The organism is Nocardia sp. NBC_00416 (genome assembly GCF_036032445.1).
Classification (GTDB): Bacteria; Actinomycetota; Actinomycetes; order Mycobacteriales; family Mycobacteriaceae; genus Nocardia.
The window spans coordinates 7,212,096-7,230,494 of the sequence record NZ_CP107932.1 but is presented as its reverse complement, the minus strand read 5'-3'; the positions used below and the strand labels follow the sequence as shown (position 1 = coordinate 7,230,494).

Below are 18,399 nucleotides of genomic sequence, written 5' to 3'. Positions count from 1 at the left end.
CCGGCCCGGCCTCAGCTCCGCATCTCCGGCCGCGGCACCTGCTTGCGCCGGTCGTGCGCACGGGACCGATCCAGCGGCCACGCCAGCAGTTCGATCACCCAGAACAGCATCAGGAACACGGTGACCACGACGGTCGGGATCAGCAGGAACAGGATCGACAGCACCGCGACCGCGGTCCACACCGCGAGCGCCGCCGCGGACGCGCCCCGCAGCCGGCTACCGAACCGCACCGCCGTCCACATCATCCACCGGCGCAGCAGCGAGACCTCGCACTCGCGCAGCGCCCGCCGGAAGAGGCCGTCGGCGTCGACCGTGCTCACCTGGTCCGAGCGCAGCAGATAGTCGTGCAGGATCGCCGCCCGCGTGTACACGCCGTACCGCGGGATCAACCACACCACCGGCCGCGGCACCGACGCGAAATCGGTGCGGAATCCCACGGGAACCTCGAAATGCTCGTCCGCGCCCGCATATCCCAACGGCTCCCGGACCTTCCAGAACGTCCCATCGATCTCCTCGACCACGAGCGCACTGGTGAACCCCACGACGTTATCTCCTTGTCGGCCTGCCGAATCGGGGGTCAGCCTACGACCGTCCGCGCGAATCCGCGCACTGTCCGGGACAATCGGCGCGATCTTGCGCGCTCGGTCCACCGGTCACGCAGCCGAGCAGCTGTCTCGTCCAGCCCGTGGGCCGGCTCCGACTACTCGGTACCGCGCCGTCCTCGTGCTCTCCTGAGAGCAGCACATCGCGCAGGTCGCGGTCGTCCCGACGCACCGGCGAGGTCGCCCGGCCACTAAACTCCGCAGCGCGGCGGTGGGGCTCGCCGCTCCGGGTACCGACCCGGAACAACCGCGGCGATACGGCCGCCGACAGTCCCTACCCGTCACCTCACCGTCCTGTGGTGGTTATGGAGTAGGAGAGAGTTGTGCCCACCGACCCGGAGCCGGTCACCGGCCCTGAGCTTCCCGTCGATCCGGATATCGAGCTGCGATCCCCGCGCCAGGCCCGCGAACTCGCCGCCACCCACGGCGCGATCCTGGTCGTCATCGCCGTCGGCGGCGCGCTCGGCGCACTGGCCAGGTACGGACTGATCCAGTACTGGCCCACCCCCGCCGGCGGCTTTCCCTGGGCGGTATTCGTCATCAATGTGAGCGGAAGTTTCCTGCTCGGCGTGCTGATGGTCGTGGTCACCGAACTGCGGACCCCGCATCCCCTGCTGCGCCCCTTCCTCGGCGTCGGCGTGCTGGGCGGGTTCACCACCTTCTCCACCTACGCCGACGAGATCCGCGCGCTGCTCGAACCCGGCACGATCGTCGTCGGCGCCGTCTACCTGGCCGCAACCCTGGTCGCGGCGGTATCGGCCGCCGCCGCCGGAATGTGGCTGGCGCGCACCGCCGGACGGCGCGGACCGGCGGGAGCGGCGCGGTGAACGTACTACTGGTGATCGCGGGGGCCGCGGTCGGTGCGCCGCTGCGCTATCTGCTCGACCGGGCGGTCCAGGCCCGGCACAGCGGGAGGTTCCCGTGGGGCACGTTCGCCGTCAATGTGTCCGGCTGCCTGATCCTCGGTGGGCTCACCGGAGCGGGCCTGCCCCCGGCGTGGACGGTGCTGGCGGGCACCGGGTTCTGCGGCGCGTTCACGACCTACAGCACCTTCAGCTATGAAACCGTGCGCCTCACCGAACAACGCGCCTACTGGCATGTGGTCCGCTACGCCGGCGGCAGCATCGCCGCGGGACTGGTCGCGGCGGTGCTGGGATATACCGGAACCCACGCACTCTTCGGCTGAACCGGCGGCACCCCCGACCGGGTGAGGGCACCGCTGGCCGGAGACCGACCGCATCGACCGCATGCGGGGCCGTTCGCAATCGGCGCGGTCAGCTCGGTCTTGCCGGCGGCGAATCGTCGGCGGAGAGCGCATCGGCCCGGACGGACCCCGCCGACGCACCGGCCCGAGACGGGTCGCCCGCGGGTGGCGACTCGGGTGGATCTCGCTGGTAGGCGGCCGCGTCGGATTCCGGATCGGCGTAGGGCTGCGGCCGGGAATCGTCGAACGGGCTCAGGAAGCCCGTCCCGAGATCCTCGGCCGGACTCAGCCCGGCCAGGATCAGGATCACCAGCCCGGCCACGAGCGGTTGCGCGACCAGCGCCAGCAGGCTGCCCAGCTCGACGGGCAGGGCGACGATCTGGCCTACCGGCGGATCCTCGGGCCGCGGATTGTCCCAGGTGTTGACGACTTCCCCGACCCAGGCCATCACCCGGGCGCCGGCCACCGAGCCGAGTATCAGGCCGACGAGCTGGATCGGACCGCGCATCCGCCGCCAGCGCCACGCACCGACCGCCGAGAGGAAACCGGTGACCGCACCGGCCGCCGTGAACAGCGCCATGGCGTCGAAGCGGTGCAGGCTCTCACCGACCAGCGCGGCGCCGCGACCCGGCTCGACGACCAGCACCCGTTCGGTCGGCGCCAGCAAGCCCCAGAGCGCGCCCACCACCAGACTCACCACGACCACCGCGAGCAGCAGTACGACGGCGGCGCGCAGCTCCCGTCGCAACCCGGTCCGGTTCCGCCCGGGCACCCCTACCGCCTTTCCAGGCTGCCGGAGTCGATCACGCCGTGCCGGGAACACTTGGCCCACCAGCCGCCGGGGTCTACCTGCACGATCATCCGGCGGCCGCAGTGCTCGCAGAACCGCGGTGGTTCCAGACCGAGTTCGACGGCCCGGGCGGTCGGTTCGTCGAGCCCGGGCACAATCGGCCGGCCCGTGAACGGGTTGTAGCGCGCGTCCATAGCGCTGACAGTACTCACGGGGTCGGCCGTTCCCCGGCTGACGTCGCCGATCAGAATGTCTCGTTGAGTGCCTTGATCGGCATCTCGAGTTCGCCCAGCAGGTCCAGATCCTGTTCGGCCGGGCGTCCGAGGGTGGTGAGGTAGTTGCCCACGATGACCGCGTTGATCCCGCCCAGGATTCCTTTCTTCGCGCCGAGATCGCCGAGCGTGATCTCCCGGCCACCGGCGAAGCGCAGCAGTGTGCGCGGCAGCGCGAGGCGGAACGCGGCGACGGCGCGCAGCGCGTCGGCGGCGGGCAGAACGTCGAGGTCGCCGAAGGGTGTGCCCGGTCGCGGGTTGAGGAAGTTCAACGGCACCTCGTCGGGGTCGAGTTCGGCCAGGTTCGCGGCGAATTCGGCACGCTGCGCCAGGCTTTCGCCCATGCCGAGAATTCCGCCGCAGCAGACCTCCATGCCGGCCGCGCGCACCATTCGCAGTGTGTCCCAGCGTTCCTCCCAGCTGTGCGTGGTGACCACGTTCGGGAAGTAGGAACGCGCGGTCTCGAGGTTGTGGTTGTACCGGTGGACCCCCATGGCTGCGAGCCGGTCGACCTGGTCCTGGGTGAGCATGCCCAGCGAACAGGCGACCTGGATGTCGACCTCGTTGCGGATCGCCTCCACCCCCGCCGCCACCTGCGTCATCAGTCGCTCGTCGGGGCCGCGGACCGCGGCCACGATGCAGAACTCGGTGGCACCGGTCTTGGCGGTCTGCTTGGCCGCCTCCACCAGGCTCGGGATATCCAGCCAGGCCGCGCGCACCGGCGACTGGAACAGACCCGACTGCGAGCAGAAATGGCAGTCCTCCGGGCAGCCGCCGGTTTTGAGGCTGATGATGCCCTCGACCTCGACCTCCGGGCCGCACCACTTCATGCGCACCTCGTGGGCCAGTTCGAGCAACTCCTCCAGCCGGTCGTCGCCCAGGCGCAGCACCTCGAGGGTTTGTTCGCGGGTGAGTCCTGTCCCGCGGTCGAGAACCTGCTCGCGCGCGAGTGTCAGCACATCCGCGGTGGTCGCTGCGGGGTCGGCGTTCCTAACAGGTGCCTGGGTCACGGGCGTATCCCTTCGTCCGGAGGGTTTTTCCTGGCCCCGGCCTCCCGGGGACAGCGAACTTGAACAGCGTTCAGGGCAGCGTAGCGCCGAAGATTGAACGGCGTTCAGGCTGGGGTAGCGTCTGAGAGAGTCGCAGCGCTATCGGGAGGTCCGCATCGTGCAGTTACACCGGGACGACGTCGTGGACGGGGCCATCGCCATCCTCGACCAGTACGGCCTGGCCGACCTCACCATGCGCCGGCTCGCCGGCGCCCTGCGGGTCCAGCCCGGTGCGCTGTACTGGCACTTCCCCAACAAACAAGCCCTGCTCGGCGCGGTGGCCGACCGCATCCTCGCCCCGATGGAACGACCCGTGGCCGCCGGTGACTGGTCGGGAGCGCTCACCGAACTGGCCCACCGGCTGCGCGACTGCCTGCTCACCTACCGCGACGGCGCGGAACTGGTCTCGGCCACCTACGCCTCCCGCCTCACCACCAGCACCGGCCGGGAGCGGCTGGCCGGGACCGTCGTCCGCGCCGGCATACCGCGCGAACAGGCCGAACTCGCCGCCTACACACTGCTGTACTACGTGCTCGGGCACACCGTGGACGAACAATCCCGGATGCAGATGGACTCGGCCGGAGCCCTGACCGACCCGCCCGCCGAGTCGACCGGTCCGCTCGCCGAATCCCCTGACCCGACGGCCCGCTTCGATTTCGGACTGCAACTGTTCACCGCCGGAATCCGGCATCGCCTGGGCTCCGACGTGCGCTGAGGCAGATCCCCGGGGACCACTCCCGACAACCTTGAACACCGTTCAAGTATGGTGCCCGGGTGACCACCGATCCACTGGCCTGGCTCGACGATCGCGCCGCCGCACGCGCGAGCGCCGGATTGCGGCGACGGCTACGCGCGCGAACAGCGCAGGCGGCGGCCCTGGACCTGGCCTCCAACGACTACCTCGGTCTGACCCGTCATCCCGAGGTGGTCGCCGGAGCGGTCGACGCCGTGCACCGGTGGGGCGCGGGGTCCACCGGGTCACGGCTGGTCACCGGGACCACGACCGACCACGAACTCCTGGAGACCGAACTCGCCGAGTTCACCGGATTCGCGTCCGGGCTGGTCTTCGCGTCCGGCTATGCCGCAAACCTCGGCGCCGTCACCGCACTCGCCGGACGAGGCTCGCTCATCGTGTCCGACGCCGGCTGCCACGCCTCGCTCGTCGATGCCTGCCGGCTCTCCCGCGCCCGGATCGAGATCGCCCCGCACCGCGATACCGCCGCCGTACGCCGCCTGCTGGCCGACCGCACCGAAGAACGCGCCCTGGTGCTCACCGATTCGGTGTTCAGCGCCGACGGCGATCTCGCGCCGCTGGCCGAACTCCACCGCGTGACGCGTGCACACGGCGCGGTCCTGCTGGTCGACGAAGCGCACGGACTGGGGGTGCGCGGCACCGGCGGTCGCGGACTCGTCCAGGAAGCGGGACTGGCCGGCGAACCCGATGTGGTGGTGACCGCGACCCTGTCGAAAGCCCTCGCCGCCCAAGGTGGTGCCGTACTGGCCGGCGAACGGGTGCGGGCGCACCTGGTCGACACGGCCCGCACGATGATCTTCGATACCGGCCTCGCGCCCGCCGCGGTGGGGGCGGCCCGCGCCGCGCTGCGGGTCCTGCGCCGCGATCCCGGGCTGGCTCGCCGAGTGCTCGACCACGCCGCCGCGATCGCCCGGATCGCCGGTGTCGCCGCCCCGGATTCGGCGGTGGTGCCGGTGGTGCTCGGCGACCCCCGGATCGCCTACGACGCCGCCCTCGCCTGCCGCGAAAACGGCCTGGAGGTCGGCTGTTTCCGGCCCCCGTCGGTGCCCGAGGGCACTTCGCGGCTGCGGATCACCGCCCGCGCCGACCTGTCCCCCGCCGACCTCGACACCATCGCGGCGGTACTGACACCGGTACTGGCCCGGTCCCGTGCCGCCGATGCGGTGCCCGTATGACGCGGCTGCTCGTCACCGGAACGTCCACCGAGGTGGGCAAGACCGTGACCACGGCAGCCCTGGCGGCCGTCGCCCTGGCCGCGGGGCGCACTGTCGCGGTGTGCAAACCGGCGCAAACCGGTGTCGCCCCCGATGAACCCGGCGATCTCGCCGTCGTCACGGCACTCGGCGGGGTGTCCGAGACCGCCGAACTGGCCCGCTACCCCGATCCGCTCGCCCCCGATACCGCCGCTCGCCGCTGCGGCGCGCCACTGCTCGGTCTCGACGAAACCGTCACCGCGCTCACCGCGCTCGAATCCGACGTCGTCCTGGTGGAAGGCGCCGGCGGGCTGCTGGTCCGGCTGGGCGAGTTCACCCTGCTCGAACTGGCACGCGAACTCTCGGCCCCGGTACTGGTCGTCACCGCGCCCGGTCTGGGCACGCTCAATCACAGCGAGCTCACCACCTGGGCGCTGCGCCAGGCCGGCGTCGAATGCGCGGGACTGGTGATCGGGTCCTGGCCCGAGCAACCGGATCTGGCGACGCTGACCAACCGCACCGATCTGCCCCGGGTCACCGGAGCCCGACTCGCCGGCGCCGTCCCAGCGGGCGCGGGGTCGTGGACTCCGCCGCGTTTCCGGGCGGCGGCACCTGGGTGGTTCGATGTGGATTGGACCGACCGATATCTGGGATATCGAGCCGGTACGGAGATTCGCCCGCCGCGCACCGTGTTCGCTCCCTAAGGTCTCGGCCATGGCCACCACTCGAATCCACCGGGATATCGCCGCGCCCCGTGCCACCGTCTACGCGGCCCTGGTGCACGGCGACGCGGTGCGCACCTGGATGGTGCCCACCGGAATGACCAGCCGAGTCCACGAGTTCGACGCGACCGAGGGCGGCCGGTTCCGCATCTCGCTCACCTACGACGACCCGGCGCAGAGCGGGAAGACCGCGGGCGCCACCGATACCTTCCACGGGCACTTCGCCGAGCTGATCCTGGACGAGAAGGTGGTCCAGACAGTCGAATTCGATACCCACGATCCGGCGATCACCGGCGAGATGCGGATCACCTACACCCTCAGCGACGGCCCCGCGGGCACTCGGGTGGACGCCGTCCACGAGGGGCTGCCCGACGGCGTCTCCGCGGCGGACAACGAACTCGGCTGGAGTATCTCGCTCGGTAAGCTGGCCGCGCTCGCGGAAGGGCGCGAAATTCCGCGGTAGCGTCCACCCACCGGCAGCCGACGAGGAAGGCACCTCATGCGCCCGTCCCCGCCGACCGGACCCGATCCGGCCGATGCCGCGACCGCGCCGCTGTGGCGGGCGGTCCAGGCGTTCCGGCTGGTCACCCTCCTGTACGCGGTGGGCCAGCAGATCGCGTCCGTGCGGTACTACCAGAATCAACAACTGAGCTGGTTCTTCATCGCGCTCATGGTGATCTGGTCCGGGATTTCGGCGCTACTGCTCGCGCAATGGCACACCACCGATACCGCGCGCACCCGGACGCTGGTCGTCGTCGGCGACCACCTCGTGGTGCTCGGTCTCATCGCCGCGACCCCGCTGGTCGCCGACTACGACTGGTACCACGGACACCAGCCGCTGCCGACCACCATGTGGTCGGCGAACGCGGTGATCTCGGCCGCCATCCTGCGCGGGCCGGTCGCCGGAGTCGCGTCGGGCCTGATCGTCGCGGCGGCGATCATCACGATGCGCCAGCAGTGGGGGCAGGACGTCTGGGCCGATGCCACCGCGCCGGTACTGGTTTCGGTGGGGCTGGCGCTGGGTCTCGCCGCGAATACGGCGCGCCGCGCCCAGGAACAGTTGCAGCGGGCGGTCCGGCTCACCGCCGCGACCGAGGAGCGAGAACGACTGGCCCGGCAGGTGCACGACGGTGTGCTGCAGATCCTTTCCTATATAAAGCGACGCGGAAACGCGATCGGCGGACCGGCCGCGGAACTGGCGCTGCGGGCCGGCGAACAGGAGATCGCGTTGCGGCGGCTCATCTCCGAACAGGGCGCTCACTCCGATACCGGCGATACCACCGTCGACCTCCGCCCGCTGCTCACCGCGCACTCCACCCCGCATATCGTGGTCGCCACCCCGGGCGAACCGGTGCCGATCGGCCGCTGGTACGCCCAGGAGATCACTGCCGCGGTCACGGCCGCCCTCACGAATGTCGCCCTGCACGCCGGCCCGGACGCCCGCGCCTATGTATTGCTCGAGGACACCGGTACCGAGCTGATCGTGAGTGTGCGCGACGACGGGGTCGGTATTGCGCCCGGCCGGCTGGCGGAGGCCGAGAACGAGGGCCGAATGGGAATCTCTCGTTCGATCACCGGCAGAATCGCGGCCTTGAGCGGCACCGCGGAACTACTCACCGTGGGCGTGGTCGGCGAGGGCACCGAATGGGAGTTCCGGGTACCACGCTCCTGAGCCGATCGCCCGCCCCTGCGCGAGTCCTACTTCTCTGCGGGCGATCCGGCCGCAGCGGAAGGAACCGGTCGTCCGCGATCTCCCTCAGGTCGGCACTGGTCGGAGTGCAGCGGGCCGGGAGCAGTGTCAGATGCGCGTCATGACCGACGCGTACCCGCCCCCGCCGGGGTAGACCCATTCGCCGCGGACAGTGGTGCCCGCGGCGTCGAATACGCCTCGGTAGTACGCGGGACCGCCCTTGGCCCCGGCCCAGATGGTCAGTGTGTCGCCGGTCAGTTCGTAGACGTAGTCGAAGCTGTTGCCGAGCGAGTCGTAGTACCGCGACATCAGGTCGGCGCCGGTCGGTTCGCCGAACGGGCGCAGATTGCCGATCACTTCCATACCGGTGACCGGCTCGCCGAACTGGCTGAGATCGACATGCTGGAGCAGAAAGAACCGGCCGGGCATCCATTCGTAACGCACGGTTCCCTCCGCGCCGCCGGTGACCTGCCAGGTGCCCGTCAGCCGATCCAGGGCTTTCAGTTCGGGGCCGGGCTGCTGCGTCTCGATCATGTCGTCCTCCTGTGGGTGGGTGTTCGCTGCTACCTCGGAGCCGGTCCGCGAATTTCGATACCGGCACATGTGTTCTGAATCACTTGTTGGTCCGGTCGAGATCCGCGATGCGGCACCGAGGTAGCAGCGATGACCCACCACCGAAGGAGGAGGCCATGACCACCGCCGCCACCACAACCGCGCACCACCGCCCTGCCGCCCGTGGCGACACCCGCGCGCGACGACGTCTGCTCTTCGCGGGCGCCGTCGCGGGGCCGGTGTTCTTCGCGTCGGCGATCACCCAGATGCTCACCCGGGAGGGCTTCGACATCACCCGGCACCCGATCAGCCAACTCGCCACCGGTGGCCTGGGCTGGATCCAGATCATCACGTTCGTGCTCGCGGGCCTGGGTGGGCTGGCGCTGGCCGCCGGAATCCGGCGAACGATCACCGACGGGGTCGGACGGCGGGCCCTGCCGATTCTGGTGGCGATCTTCGGAGCCGGGCTCGTCGCCGCCGGCGCGTTCACCATGGACCCGGAGAAAGGCTTCCCGGCCGGAACGCCCGACGGGCCGGTCGCCGAGATGTCCTGGCACAGCATCGCGCATTCGGCCGCGGCCGCCGCGGCGTTCACCGCCCTGGCCGTCGCGGCCCTCGTGATGAGCGTGCGCTGCGCCCGCCGCCGGGCGGTGCCGGCCGCCGTCGCGCACGCCGCCGCCGGGCTGGTTCTGCTGATTCCGATATCGCCCGACCATATGAGCATCCAGATCGCGGTCAACGGACTGATCGCGTTCACCTGGACTACCGTGCTGGCGCTTTCCCTGCGGCGCACCGACTGACCAGGGCGAACCCCGGATCCGGGTTAGCGTGGCCACAACCGTCACCGTGGAGGACACATCATGAAATACCTGCTGCTCGGTTACACCCCGGACGCCGCCTGGGACGCCGCGACCGCCGACACTCCTTCGGAAGAGGCCCTGGCGGCGTTCGCCACCTATCAGCGGCTGGAACGGGAATTGATCGAGTCCGGGGAACTCGTCTCCAGCGAGGGCCTGGGCCATCCGGCGGTGAGCACCACCCTCCGCAGGACACCCGCCGGTGTGGTGGCGACGGACGGGCCGTTCGCCGAGTTGAAGGAAGTGCTGGCCAGCTTCGCCGTGATCGACGTGACCGGACAGGAACGCGCCGTCGAGATCGCCGCGGGCATCGTCGAGGCGCTGGGCGAACCGATCGAGATCCGGCCGATCATGGGCGAGGACTTCACCGCATGACCCCCGACGTCGAGTACCTGCTGCGCACCGAGGCGCCGCAGGTACTCGGCGCGCTGGTCCGCCGGTTCGGGCGCTTCGACATCGCCGAGGACGCGGTGCAGGAGGCACTGCTGGCCGCCGCTCGGACCTGGCCGGCCGAAGGCGTCCCGGACAACCCGCGCAGCTGGCTGATCCGGATCGGGTACCGGCGCATGGTCGACCGGCTCCGCGCCGATCGAGCCCGCCGACACCGCGAGCTCACGGCCGGCGCGGCCGAACTGGCCATGCGGGAACCGGCCCGGGCACCGCACGACCCGGCCGCGACCGACGACAGCCTCACCCTCCTGTTGCTGTGCTGTCATCCCGCGCTGGGTCACAACGCACGAGTGGCGCTCACGCTGCGCGCGGTCGGCGGTCTGACCACCGCCGAGATCGCCCACGCCCACGGCAGCACCGAGGCCACCATGAGCACGCGGATCAGCCGCGCCAAACAACAGCTGACGCGCGCCGGCGCGCGCTTCACTCCACCCACCGACGCCGACCGCGACAGCCGGATGGCCGCCGTCGTGCAGGTGCTCTACCTGATCTTCAACGAGGGCTACACGGCCACGGCCGGCGAAGAACTCGCCCGGGTCGACCTGACCCGCGAGTCGATCCGCCTGACCCGCATGCTCCACGCCTCGCTTCCCGATGACGCGGAAGTGACCGGCCTGCTGGCTCTCATGCTGCTCACCGAATCCCGCCGCACCGCACGCACCGTCGCCGGCGAGCTGGTTCCCCTGGACGAGCAGGACCGCACCCTGTGGAACCGCGACCTGATAGACGAGGGCACCACCCTCATCGACGGCGTCTGGCAGCGCGGCGAAACCGGCCCCTACCAACTCCAAGCGGCGATCGCCGCAGTGCACGCCGCAGCCGCCACATCGGCACAGACCGACTGGCCCCAGATCGCGATGCTGTACCTGTGGCTCGAACGACTCACCCCCACGCCACCGGTCCAACTCGGCCGCGTCGTAGCCGTCGCCCACGCGCACGGGCCCGCCCGCGGCCTGGCACTCCTGGACGAGCTCGACCGACACCACCATCTGGACCGGAACCCGCTCACCCGGCAGCGGGAACACGCCGTCCGCGCCCACCTCCTCCAGCGGACCGGCGACCCCACCGCGGCGGCCGCACTGTTCCGCCGAGCCGCCGAGCTGACCGGCAACCAGGTCGAGCAGCGCTACCTACGCGACAAAGCCGACCACCTCGATCGGCAGGAACCGCCCGGTCCGGTCTGAAACCGGTTCACCGGCAGCTCGCTCACGCCCGAGACCCGGCGGAGCTCACCGCGTTCGAGCAGCGTTGCCCAGCGCTGAGCCGAGGCCGCAGTGAGAGGTGCATGGTGATCCACGACGACGAGAAGCCGACCACTGTGCTGTGGCGCCCGACCGGCCCAGAGGAATTGGAACTCGTCCGGCGATCCGGCTGGCGCGCTCGGCTTTCACCCATGAGGCCGCAGGCCGCACCCGGGGACCGATACTGTCAGGAATGCTGTGGGGATGGTGCATGAACCGGCTTCTGCTCGACGAGTCGTTTTCGCACAGTCGCTCGCGCGAACTTCTGCCGCAGGCACGGGCTGGACTACACCGGCCGAGGGCGAGCAGCATCTGACTTCGGGGAGGGATCACATTGCGGAAGAGTCTATTTCGATTTGCGTCTGTTCTGGTCCTATTGGCGTTGGCGCCGACGGATGTCGGCGCACGAGCCGAACCGGAACCGTCGCAACAGGTCCCGGTCCTCCTGACCCTGCCCGAGCCAACCGGCACCGAGGCGGTCGGTGTGGTGGATCTGCACCTGGTCGATGCCTCGCGGCTCGATCCGTACAGCCCTGCCGACCCGCGTGAGCTGATGGTCAGTATCTGGTACCCCGCCACCGATGTGGCGGGAGTTCCCGTGCGGCCATGGCTCTCGCCGGGCGTCGCCCAGGTATATGCCGACAGCCTGATTCAGGTCGGTGCTTCGCCGGAGAAGCGATGGGCGTGGGCGCCCGGTCACGGCGGCGTCGGCGCGGCGGCGGAGGTGTCGGGTGGGCGTCGCCCGGTGGTGGTGTTCTCACCGGGCTCGGGCATGCCGCGTGAACTGAGCACCGCGCAAGCCGAAGATCTCGCCGGCCACGGTTTCGTCGTCGTCACCATGAGCCACACCTACGATTCATCCGCGACGGAATTTCCCGGCGGACGGGTCGAACAGCGCCTGCTGCCACCGGCAGCCGACCCCGGCGCGGCCGAGGCCCAAATCCTCACCGCGTTGGCGACGCGGGTCGCCGACACCCGGTTCGTGCTCGACAAACTCGTCGATATCGCCGCGGGGAACAACCCGGACGCCGACCGCCACCCGCTGCCCGCGAACCTCCCCCGAGTACTCGACGTGTCGAAGATCGTGATGTTCGGACATTCCTTGGGCGGCGCTACCGCGGCCCAGGCAATGCACGACGACCCCCGGATCGCGGCGGCAGCCGACCTCGATGGCCGCCTGTGGGGGTCGGTCGTCACCGAGGGGTTGGACCGCCCGTTCATGCTCATCAGCGGCGACGGCGAAGACCGCGACGACTTCCCGGGTTGGCAACAGCTCCGGGCCACCGGTCACGGACCGAAATTCCATTTCCGGCTCAACGGCGCACAACACCATTCGTTCTGCGACAACCAGCTGATCGCCGCTCCACTGGTGACCGCGAACCTCATGCCCTCCGGTGTCGCGTCGCAAGTGGTCGGCACCGTCGATCCGCACGTCTCGCTCGAACTGCAAAACGGCTACCTGCGCAGCTTCTTCAACACTGCACTGGGCCGATACGACCAGCTCACCCAGGCACCGGCCACCCTGCTGCACCCGGAAATGGTCCCGGTTCCATAAACGGCCGGCGCCGGAGCGAAGATGTCCACTGTCTCGAGCTGGTCACCACGCCGATCGTGGTCGAGGACGTATGCCCACCGACCATTGTCGCACTGCCGCAACATGCCCGACGGCCACACGTCCGGCCGAGCTCCCTTTCGCCATCACCCGGAGCGGCGGGCGGTCCCGCCCAGGAGAGAACGAGGAACAGAGTGCAGAACGCTTATCGTTCCACGCTGGTGGAGCAGGTGCGGAGGTACGCGCCCGCGCTCCCTCCGGGGAAGGTGGATTCGCTGCGCACGCTTGTGCTGGTGGGTGAGCTCTCGCTCGCCGCCGTCGATCTCGTCACCGCGTTGGTCGACGGCGCGGTGCCCGTGGACCCGCAGGATGTGCCTACGCTGCGGCGGCTGCTCGAAAGCGTCACACTGCCCCCGGACACCCCGGCCGACCTCACCGACCGGCTGGTGGCCGAGTGAGAGTCGCCGACTCGACAGCAGCGCGCACTCCCTGGCTCGCTGGTGTCTCTCGACTACCGTGGAAGCGAATCGTGGGCTGCCCGGCGCCCGCCCCGCACGGTCGCACCGGCCGGAGAAACGCGCGGCGCCCGCACCCGGAAGGAGCGGCGGCGTGACCGAAGAGGCGGCGGAAACGATTTCGGTGATGGTGGTCGACGATCATCCGATCTGGCGGGAAGGGGTGTCCCGTGATCTGGCCGCGGCCGGATTCCGGGTGGCCGCCACCGCCGAGAGCGCCGCGGCCGCCGGTCGGCGGGCCGCCGCCACGAGACCGGATGTGGTGTTGATGGATATGCAACTCCCCGACGGGAACGGCGCCCTGGCCACCGCCGAAGTCCTGCGGGTCTCACCGGGCAGCCGGGTGCTGGTGCTGTCGGCGTCGGACGAACGCGACGATGTGCTGGACGCGGTGAAAGCCGGCGCGTCCGGCTATCTGGTGAAGAGCGCCTCCGCCGCCGAACTCATCGCCGCGGTCCACGCCACCGCCGCTGGTCAAGCGGTGTTCACGCCCGGCCTGGCCGGTCTCGTCCTGGGCGAATACCGCCGGATGGCCACCGTCCCGGCTGATCCCGGCGCACCGCACCGGCCGGCGCTGACCGATCGCGAGACCGAGGTGCTGCGGATGGTCGCCAAAGGCCTGTCCGCCAAGCAGATCGCCACCCGCCTCGATCTCAGCCATCGGACCGTCGAGAACCATGTGCAGGCGACGCTGCGTAAACTCCAGCTCGCCAATCGGGTCGAACTCACCCGCTACGTGATCGAACAGGGCCTCGACGACTGATCGCACCGGGTGATCCCCCGCCGGAGATCGGGTAGATCCCGGCGCCGCCCCGAGTAGTCCTACTCATCCTTCCCGGCCGCCCGCGGCCGACCATCGATTCATGACGACTTCGATCGATCCGGCGCTGGTCGCCCGCCTCTCCGGCGAGTTCACCTCGGTCGCCGGAGATTTCACCGCGCTCAGCGGCCGGCTGAGCACCCTCGGGCGCGATCTCGAATCGCTGCACCGCCAAGTGCGGGCCACCACCGTGCCGGAACCCCCAGCGGAGACGGAACCTTCAGCGGACAAGAGCGGGGCCGACACGGCGGCGACCACCGGATCGGCGGCGGCACAGCCGCCGCGGGCCGACACCGCCACCGGCACAGCAGCGCGGACCGTCCCCGCACCGGACGCGGCGGGGACGCCCGGTGTGCGCGACGGCGGGGTACGCACACCGGGCGCAACCGCGTCCCCCTCCGGAGTCGCCGCACCCGGTCGGCCGGCGCACGCTGTCCGGGGCGCCCCCGGACCCAGCGCCGGCCACCAGCCGCCGTGGCCGGGCCGCCCGACTCCGCCGCCGGGTGCGTACGCCGGTGTGTACCCGCGATACCCGGTGGCGCCGCCCGGGGTTCCGCCCGGCCCACCGGTCCCCCGGCCCCCTGCCGTTCCCCGGATACCGTGGTGGCAGCGTGAGGGCGTCATCAGCCGCGTATTGGCGGTCGCGGGCGTGGCGGTCACCCTCATCGGTGTCGTGATGCTGCTGGTGCTGGCCGCTCAGGCGGGCATATTCGGCCCGGTTCCGCGCGTCGTCGCCGGTGCGGCGTTCTCGGCCGCGCTCATCGGCGCGGGAATGCGCGTCTACCGCCGCACCGGCGGCCGGGTCGGCGGAACCGCCCTGGCCGCCACCGGTTTCGCGGGCGCCTATCTGGACGTGGTCGCGATGACCACAATCTACGACTGGCTGCATCCGGGGCTCGGTTTCGCTGCCGCGCTCGGCGTGGCCGCCGCGGGGGTCGGCCTGGCCACGCAGTGGCGCTCGCAGTCGCTGGCCGTGCTCGTCGTCGCGGGCGCGGCCGTGCTGGCCCCGTTCGTCAGCGTCGAACTGAGCCTGCTCGCGTTCCTGATCGTGCTCCAGCTGGCCTGTGTGCCCGTGCAATACCGGAACGACTGGCCTTTCCTGCATGTGGTCCGGACAGTTCCGGCCGTCCTGGCCACCCAGATCGCCATCGTCGCCGCCGCCGCCGTCGGCGACCCTGGACCCGGCCGTTGCACGCTGGTCCTCGCGGCCGCCGTGGGGGTCGCGCTGGTCGGGCTGGCCGGCACCGTCGTGGTGGTGCGGAAACGACCGGGCGATATCGTGGCCGCCCTGACCTTCGCCCTGGCCACCACACCGCTGCTCGCCGCACCCGCGCTGTACGACCGGCCCGCCGCCACGGTGATCTCGTCGTGCTACGCGGTCGTGCTCCTCGCCGTCGCCGCGACCGCACTGCTGCCGAAGGTCCGTGATATCGCCCGGATCCCGGGCCATACCGCGACCGTCGCGGCGGTCGCCGGATCGTTCGCGCTGCTGGAGACCTGCTGGGGTGTCACCACTGCCGCCACCCTCCCGCTCGGGCTGTTCCTTGTCGGCGGCTGCTATCTGGCGATCGCGGGACAGACCCGTAATCGGGTCACCGGCGCATTGGGCGGCGGCTACGCGATGCTGGGCGGTCTCGCGTTCCTCACGATCGCCGGCCCGGAATCTCTGGCCACCGGATCAGCGGCCGTACGCGACCTGAGCGCCGGAACCGCGGCGTCGGCGATCGCCGGGCTGGCGGTGGTCGCGGTGGCGCTGTGGGGGTTGCGACGGCTCGCCGGCTCGGCCGCCGACGACACCGTCGTCTCCCTGCTGTGGATCGGCGGCAGCGCGGCGGCGCTCTACCTGGTGACCGCGGCGACCGTATCGCTCGGGGTGATCTCGGGCGCCGCGGACGGATTCGTCATCGGCCACAGCGTCGCCACCATCGTCTGGATGGCGGGCGCGCTCGCCGCGCTCCTGTACGGCCTGCGCACGCTGAACGCCGAATCGCCGACCGCCGCCAAGGTCGCGCTGGGGTCCGGGCTGCTGGTCACCGCGGCGGCGCTGGCGAAACTGTTCCTGTTCGACCTGGCCACGCTCGACGGCCTGATCCGGGTGGCCGCTTTCCTCGTGGTCGGCATCCTGCTGCTGGTCGCCGGAACTCGTTATGCCCGGGCGTTCGCCGAATCGGGCGCCCGGCGGGAGGACGCGGGGACCCCGGCCGCGCGGCCCTGATCCCGGCCCATGCCCGCCCTCGCCGGTGCGAGGGCGGGCAGTGCTGTGCCCGCCCTCGGTCACCCCCCGGTGCGCGCCGCGGCGACCATGGCGCCGGTGACGGTGGCGATATCACCGGAATCACTGATGTAGGGCGGCATCGCGTAGATCAGGTCCCGGAACGGCCTGATCCAGGCGCCCGCCGCGGTGGCCGCGGCGGTGGCGGCACGCATATCCACCGGCCGATCCAGTTGGATCACCCCGATACCGCCCAGCACCCGCACCTCCGCCACACCCGGAATGTCCCGGGCCGGCGCAAGACCCGCGCGCAACTCGGTTTCGATCCGCGACACGTCCCCCCGCCAGTCCCTCGACAGCAGCAGTTCCACCGACGCCACGGCGACGGCGCAGGCCAGTGGATTGCCCATGAAGGTGGGACCGTGCATGAGACCGCCGTGCGCGGCGCTGATCGTCTCGGCGATCTCCGAGGTGCACAGGGTCGCGGCCAGCGTCAGATATCCGCCCGTGAGCGCCTTGCCGACGCACAGCACATCCGGGGACACCCCCGCGTGCTCGGCCGCGAAAAGCTTTCCGGTGCGGCCGAATCCGGTGGCGATCTCGTCGAACACCAGCAGTACCCCGTGTTCGTCGCACAGCCGGCGCAGATCGGCGAGGTAGCGAGGATCGTGCCAGCGCATCCCCCCGGCGCCCTGGACCACCGGTTCCACCACGACCGCCGCCAGTTCGTCGGCGTGCCGGGCCACGGCCCGCTCCAGTTCCCGTACGTAGTCGTCCCGGTAGTCCGCGGGCGGGGCGGAGACGAAGACCTGTTCGGTCAGCACATCGGTCCACAGTGTGTGCATCCCACCGTCGGGGTCGCACACACTCATCGGGGTGAAGGTGTCACCGTGGTAGCCGCCGCGCCAGGTGAGCAGGCGGCGCTTGTCCGGGCGGCCCGCCGACCGCCAATACTGCAGGCACATCTTCACCGCGACCTCGACCGATACCGAGCCCGAATCGCACAGGAACACCTTGTCGAGCCCGGCCGGGGTGTGCCGCACCAGGAGTTCGCACAGCCGGGCGGCCGGTTCGTGGGTGAGCCCGCCGAACATCACATGGCTCATCCGCCGCGACTGCGCCACCAGTGCCTCGTCGAGCACCGGGTGCCGGTAGCCGTGCACCGCGGCCCACCAGGAGCTCATTCCGTCCACCAGTTGCCGGCCGTCGGCCAGTGTCAGCCGGGTGCCGGCGGCGGCGGTGACGACGAGCGGTTCGGTGGTGGCCGGGAACCCGCCGTACGGATGCCAGACATAGCGCGCGTCGAGGTCGGAGATCTGCGCGGCGGTGAGTCCTGCGGGGGCGGCAGCGGGCACGGTGATCCTCCACGTCGGAGCGCGACCGGTCACAGCCGCACAGCGTCTTGAACGCCGTTCAAGTTACCAATGCCGCCGCGCGCCCGACACCCGGCCGGCCCCGGCGATACCGTGCACGCACCGGCCCGGGCAGTGCACGAATTCTGGAACGAGTCGCCCGATACCGTGCTCGACCACGAGATCCGTCCGCTGTTGCGGCATCTGGACATGTTCACGCTGTGGAGCGCCCTGGACGGCGCGGGCGCGACCACCCGCTCCGGGATTCCACGCAACCCATTGGCACTCGCCCTGCTCTGGAACCTACAGGACGGCTACCTGGCCGGAATACCAGCCTGGCTGCAGCGAGCGATACTGGGGAGTCTCGCCGCAATCGCCCGGCGAACCGGCTACGCGCGCCGCTGGACGGATTCACCGGCACTGAACTGAACAACCGCCCAACGGCCGACGGTATCCGTGCGCCGAGATCACGCTAGTGTCGTCTCCATGCACGCGAGCAGTGCCCGATCACCGGGCGACGCCTATCACCCGGGCTGACCCGGCAGTCTCCGCATATCCGCGCCACCAGAGGC

General features: G+C 70.6%; 21 protein-coding genes. 15 read left to right on the top strand and 6 right to left on the bottom strand.

Translation table 11 applies throughout. The annotated features are described in order from the left end of the window. Positions 1–11 precede the first annotated feature (11 nt). The gene (locus OG804_RS31510) at positions 12–542 is read right to left on the bottom strand and encodes a DUF1353 domain-containing protein (protein WP_328392281.1); all 531 of its coding nucleotides are present in this window, start codon (positions 540–542) and stop codon (positions 12–14) included. A 383-nt stretch (positions 543–925) separates the two neighbouring features. Here OG804_RS31510 and OG804_RS31505 point away from each other — a divergent pair, with 383 nt between their 5' ends. Both OG804_RS31505 and crcB read left to right on the top strand, forming a co-directional pair. Continuing rightward, complete coding sequence (locus OG804_RS31505; RefSeq protein ID WP_328392279.1) at positions 926–1,429, top strand: fluoride efflux transporter FluC; 504 nt, start codon at positions 926–928, stop codon at positions 1,427–1,429. Further along, the gene (gene crcB / locus OG804_RS31500) at positions 1,426–1,788 is read left to right on the top strand and encodes a fluoride efflux transporter CrcB (protein WP_328392277.1); all 363 of its coding nucleotides are present in this window, start codon (positions 1,426–1,428) and stop codon (positions 1,786–1,788) included. Before OG804_RS31505 ends, crcB begins: the two co-directional genes overlap by 4 nt. A gap of 88 nt (positions 1,789–1,876) precedes the next feature. Here crcB and OG804_RS31495 read toward each other — a convergent pair whose 3' ends face one another. Genes OG804_RS31495 through bioB form a run of 3 tightly spaced genes read right to left on the bottom strand, consistent with a single transcriptional unit; the run spans position 1,877 to position 3,878 of the window. Further along, on the bottom strand, positions 1,877–2,578 hold the full coding sequence (locus tag OG804_RS31495) for a DUF2567 domain-containing protein (protein ID WP_328392275.1): 702 nt from the start codon (positions 2,576–2,578) through the stop codon (positions 1,877–1,879). 2 nt (positions 2,579–2,580) lie between these two features. Next, complete coding sequence (gene bsaP, locus OG804_RS31490; protein ID WP_328398877.1) at positions 2,581–2,790, bottom strand: biotin synthase auxiliary protein BsaP; 210 nt, start codon at positions 2,788–2,790, stop codon at positions 2,581–2,583. 50 nt (positions 2,791–2,840) lie between these two features. Beyond that, positions 2,841–3,878 (bottom strand): biotin synthase BioB, encoded by a 1,038-nt coding sequence (bioB, locus tag OG804_RS31485; RefSeq protein WP_328392272.1) that lies wholly within the window; start codon positions 3,876–3,878, stop codon positions 2,841–2,843. A 157-nt stretch (positions 3,879–4,035) separates the two neighbouring features. On the opposite strand from bioB, the gene OG804_RS31480 reads away from it, so the two are divergent. The 5 genes from OG804_RS31480 to macS are packed head-to-tail and all read left to right on the top strand — an operon-like array spanning position 4,036 to position 8,258. Next, a complete protein-coding gene (locus OG804_RS31480) occupies positions 4,036–4,632 on the top strand; it encodes a TetR/AcrR family transcriptional regulator C-terminal domain-containing protein (RefSeq protein WP_328392270.1) in 597 nt (198 codons plus the stop codon). 59 nt (positions 4,633–4,691) lie between these two features. Continuing rightward, on the top strand, positions 4,692–5,846 hold the full coding sequence (locus tag OG804_RS31475; RefSeq protein ID WP_328392268.1) for an 8-amino-7-oxononanoate synthase: 1,155 nt from the start codon (positions 4,692–4,694) through the stop codon (positions 5,844–5,846). Then, a complete protein-coding gene (gene bioD, locus OG804_RS31470) occupies positions 5,843–6,568 on the top strand; it encodes a dethiobiotin synthase (protein ID WP_328392266.1) in 726 nt (241 codons plus the stop codon). Before OG804_RS31475 ends, bioD begins: the two co-directional genes overlap by 4 nt. A 10-nt stretch (positions 6,569–6,578) precedes the next feature. Continuing rightward, entirely contained in the window at positions 6,579–7,049 is a 471-nt protein-coding gene (locus tag OG804_RS31465; RefSeq protein ID WP_328392264.1) for an SRPBCC family protein, read from the top strand. 36 nt (positions 7,050–7,085) lie between these two features. Next, positions 7,086–8,258, top strand: a complete 1,173-nt coding sequence (gene macS / locus OG804_RS31460) for a MacS family sensor histidine kinase (RefSeq protein WP_328392262.1) — start codon at positions 7,086–7,088, stop codon at positions 8,256–8,258. 126 nt (positions 8,259–8,384) lie between these two features. Here the strand turns inward: macS and OG804_RS31455 are convergent, their stop codons facing one another. Then, complete coding sequence (locus tag OG804_RS31455; RefSeq protein ID WP_328392260.1) at positions 8,385–8,810, bottom strand: hypothetical protein; 426 nt, start codon at positions 8,808–8,810, stop codon at positions 8,385–8,387. A gap of 155 nt (positions 8,811–8,965) precedes the next feature. Between OG804_RS31455 and OG804_RS31450 the strand changes: the two genes are divergently transcribed. The 7 genes from OG804_RS31450 (at position 8,966) to OG804_RS31420 (ending at position 16,478) form a co-directional block, all read left to right on the top strand. Beyond that, positions 8,966–9,628 (top strand): DUF998 domain-containing protein, encoded by a 663-nt coding sequence (locus OG804_RS31450; protein ID WP_328392258.1) that lies wholly within the window; start codon positions 8,966–8,968, stop codon positions 9,626–9,628. 60 nt (positions 9,629–9,688) lie between these two features. Continuing rightward, the gene (locus OG804_RS31445; RefSeq protein ID WP_328392256.1) at positions 9,689–10,060 is read left to right on the top strand and encodes a YciI family protein; all 372 of its coding nucleotides are present in this window, start codon (positions 9,689–9,691) and stop codon (positions 10,058–10,060) included. Then, the gene (locus tag OG804_RS31440) at positions 10,057–11,319 is read left to right on the top strand and encodes an RNA polymerase sigma factor (RefSeq protein ID WP_328392255.1); all 1,263 of its coding nucleotides are present in this window, start codon (positions 10,057–10,059) and stop codon (positions 11,317–11,319) included. The genes OG804_RS31445 and OG804_RS31440 overlap by 4 nt, the downstream gene beginning before the upstream one ends. A 439-nt stretch (positions 11,320–11,758) precedes the next feature. Then, positions 11,759–12,931, top strand: coding sequence for an alpha/beta hydrolase family protein (locus tag OG804_RS31435; protein WP_328392254.1), 1,173 nt, complete (start codon positions 11,759–11,761; stop codon positions 12,929–12,931). 191 nt (positions 12,932–13,122) lie between these two features. Further along, positions 13,123–13,386, top strand: a complete 264-nt coding sequence (locus tag OG804_RS31430; protein WP_328392253.1) for a hypothetical protein — start codon at positions 13,123–13,125, stop codon at positions 13,384–13,386. Positions 13,387–13,570: 184 nt separating this feature from the next. Beyond that, positions 13,571–14,206, top strand: coding sequence for a response regulator transcription factor (locus tag OG804_RS31425; RefSeq protein ID WP_328398875.1), 636 nt, complete (start codon positions 13,571–13,573; stop codon positions 14,204–14,206). 100 nt (positions 14,207–14,306) lie between these two features. Continuing rightward, positions 14,307–16,478 (top strand): DUF2339 domain-containing protein, encoded by a 2,172-nt coding sequence (locus OG804_RS31420; protein WP_328392252.1) that lies wholly within the window; start codon positions 14,307–14,309, stop codon positions 16,476–16,478. Positions 16,479–16,537: 59 nt separating this feature from the next. On the opposite strand, the gene OG804_RS31415 is transcribed toward OG804_RS31420, so the two are convergent. Continuing rightward, complete coding sequence (locus OG804_RS31415; protein WP_328392251.1) at positions 16,538–17,830, bottom strand: adenosylmethionine--8-amino-7-oxononanoate transaminase; 1,293 nt, start codon at positions 17,828–17,830, stop codon at positions 16,538–16,540. Between the two features lie 111 nt (positions 17,831–17,941). Between OG804_RS31415 and OG804_RS31410 the strand changes: the two genes are divergently transcribed. After that, the gene (locus OG804_RS31410; protein ID WP_328392250.1) at positions 17,942–18,256 is read left to right on the top strand and encodes a hypothetical protein; all 315 of its coding nucleotides are present in this window, start codon (positions 17,942–17,944) and stop codon (positions 18,254–18,256) included. Positions 18,257–18,399 lie beyond the last annotated feature (143 nt).

Bases quoted from the DNA above. Each gene is read 5' to 3' on its own strand.
- bsaP (WP_328398877.1), bottom strand. From the start codon at position 2,790: ATGGACGCGCGCTACAACCCGTTCACGGGCCGGCCGATTGTGCCCGGG.
- macS (WP_328392262.1), top strand. From the start codon at position 7,086: ATGCGCCCGTCCCCGCCGACCGGACCCGATCCGGCCGATGCCGCGACC.
- OG804_RS31455 (WP_328392260.1), bottom strand. From the start codon at position 8,810: ATGATCGAGACGCAGCAGCCCGGCCCCGAACTGAAAGCCCTGGATCGG.
- OG804_RS31450 (WP_328392258.1), top strand. From the start codon at position 8,966: ATGACCACCGCCGCCACCACAACCGCGCACCACCGCCCTGCCGCCCGT.
- OG804_RS31445 (WP_328392256.1), top strand. From the start codon at position 9,689: ATGAAATACCTGCTGCTCGGTTACACCCCGGACGCCGCCTGGGACGCC.
- bioD (WP_328392266.1), top strand. From the start codon at position 5,843: ATGACGCGGCTGCTCGTCACCGGAACGTCCACCGAGGTGGGCAAGACC.
- OG804_RS31465 (WP_328392264.1), top strand. From the start codon at position 6,579: ATGGCCACCACTCGAATCCACCGGGATATCGCCGCGCCCCGTGCCACC.
- OG804_RS31425 (WP_328398875.1), top strand. From the start codon at position 13,571: ATGGTGGTCGACGATCATCCGATCTGGCGGGAAGGGGTGTCCCGTGAT.
- OG804_RS31440 (WP_328392255.1), top strand. From the start codon at position 10,057: ATGACCCCCGACGTCGAGTACCTGCTGCGCACCGAGGCGCCGCAGGTA.
- OG804_RS31420 (WP_328392252.1), top strand. From the start codon at position 14,307: ATGACGACTTCGATCGATCCGGCGCTGGTCGCCCGCCTCTCCGGCGAG.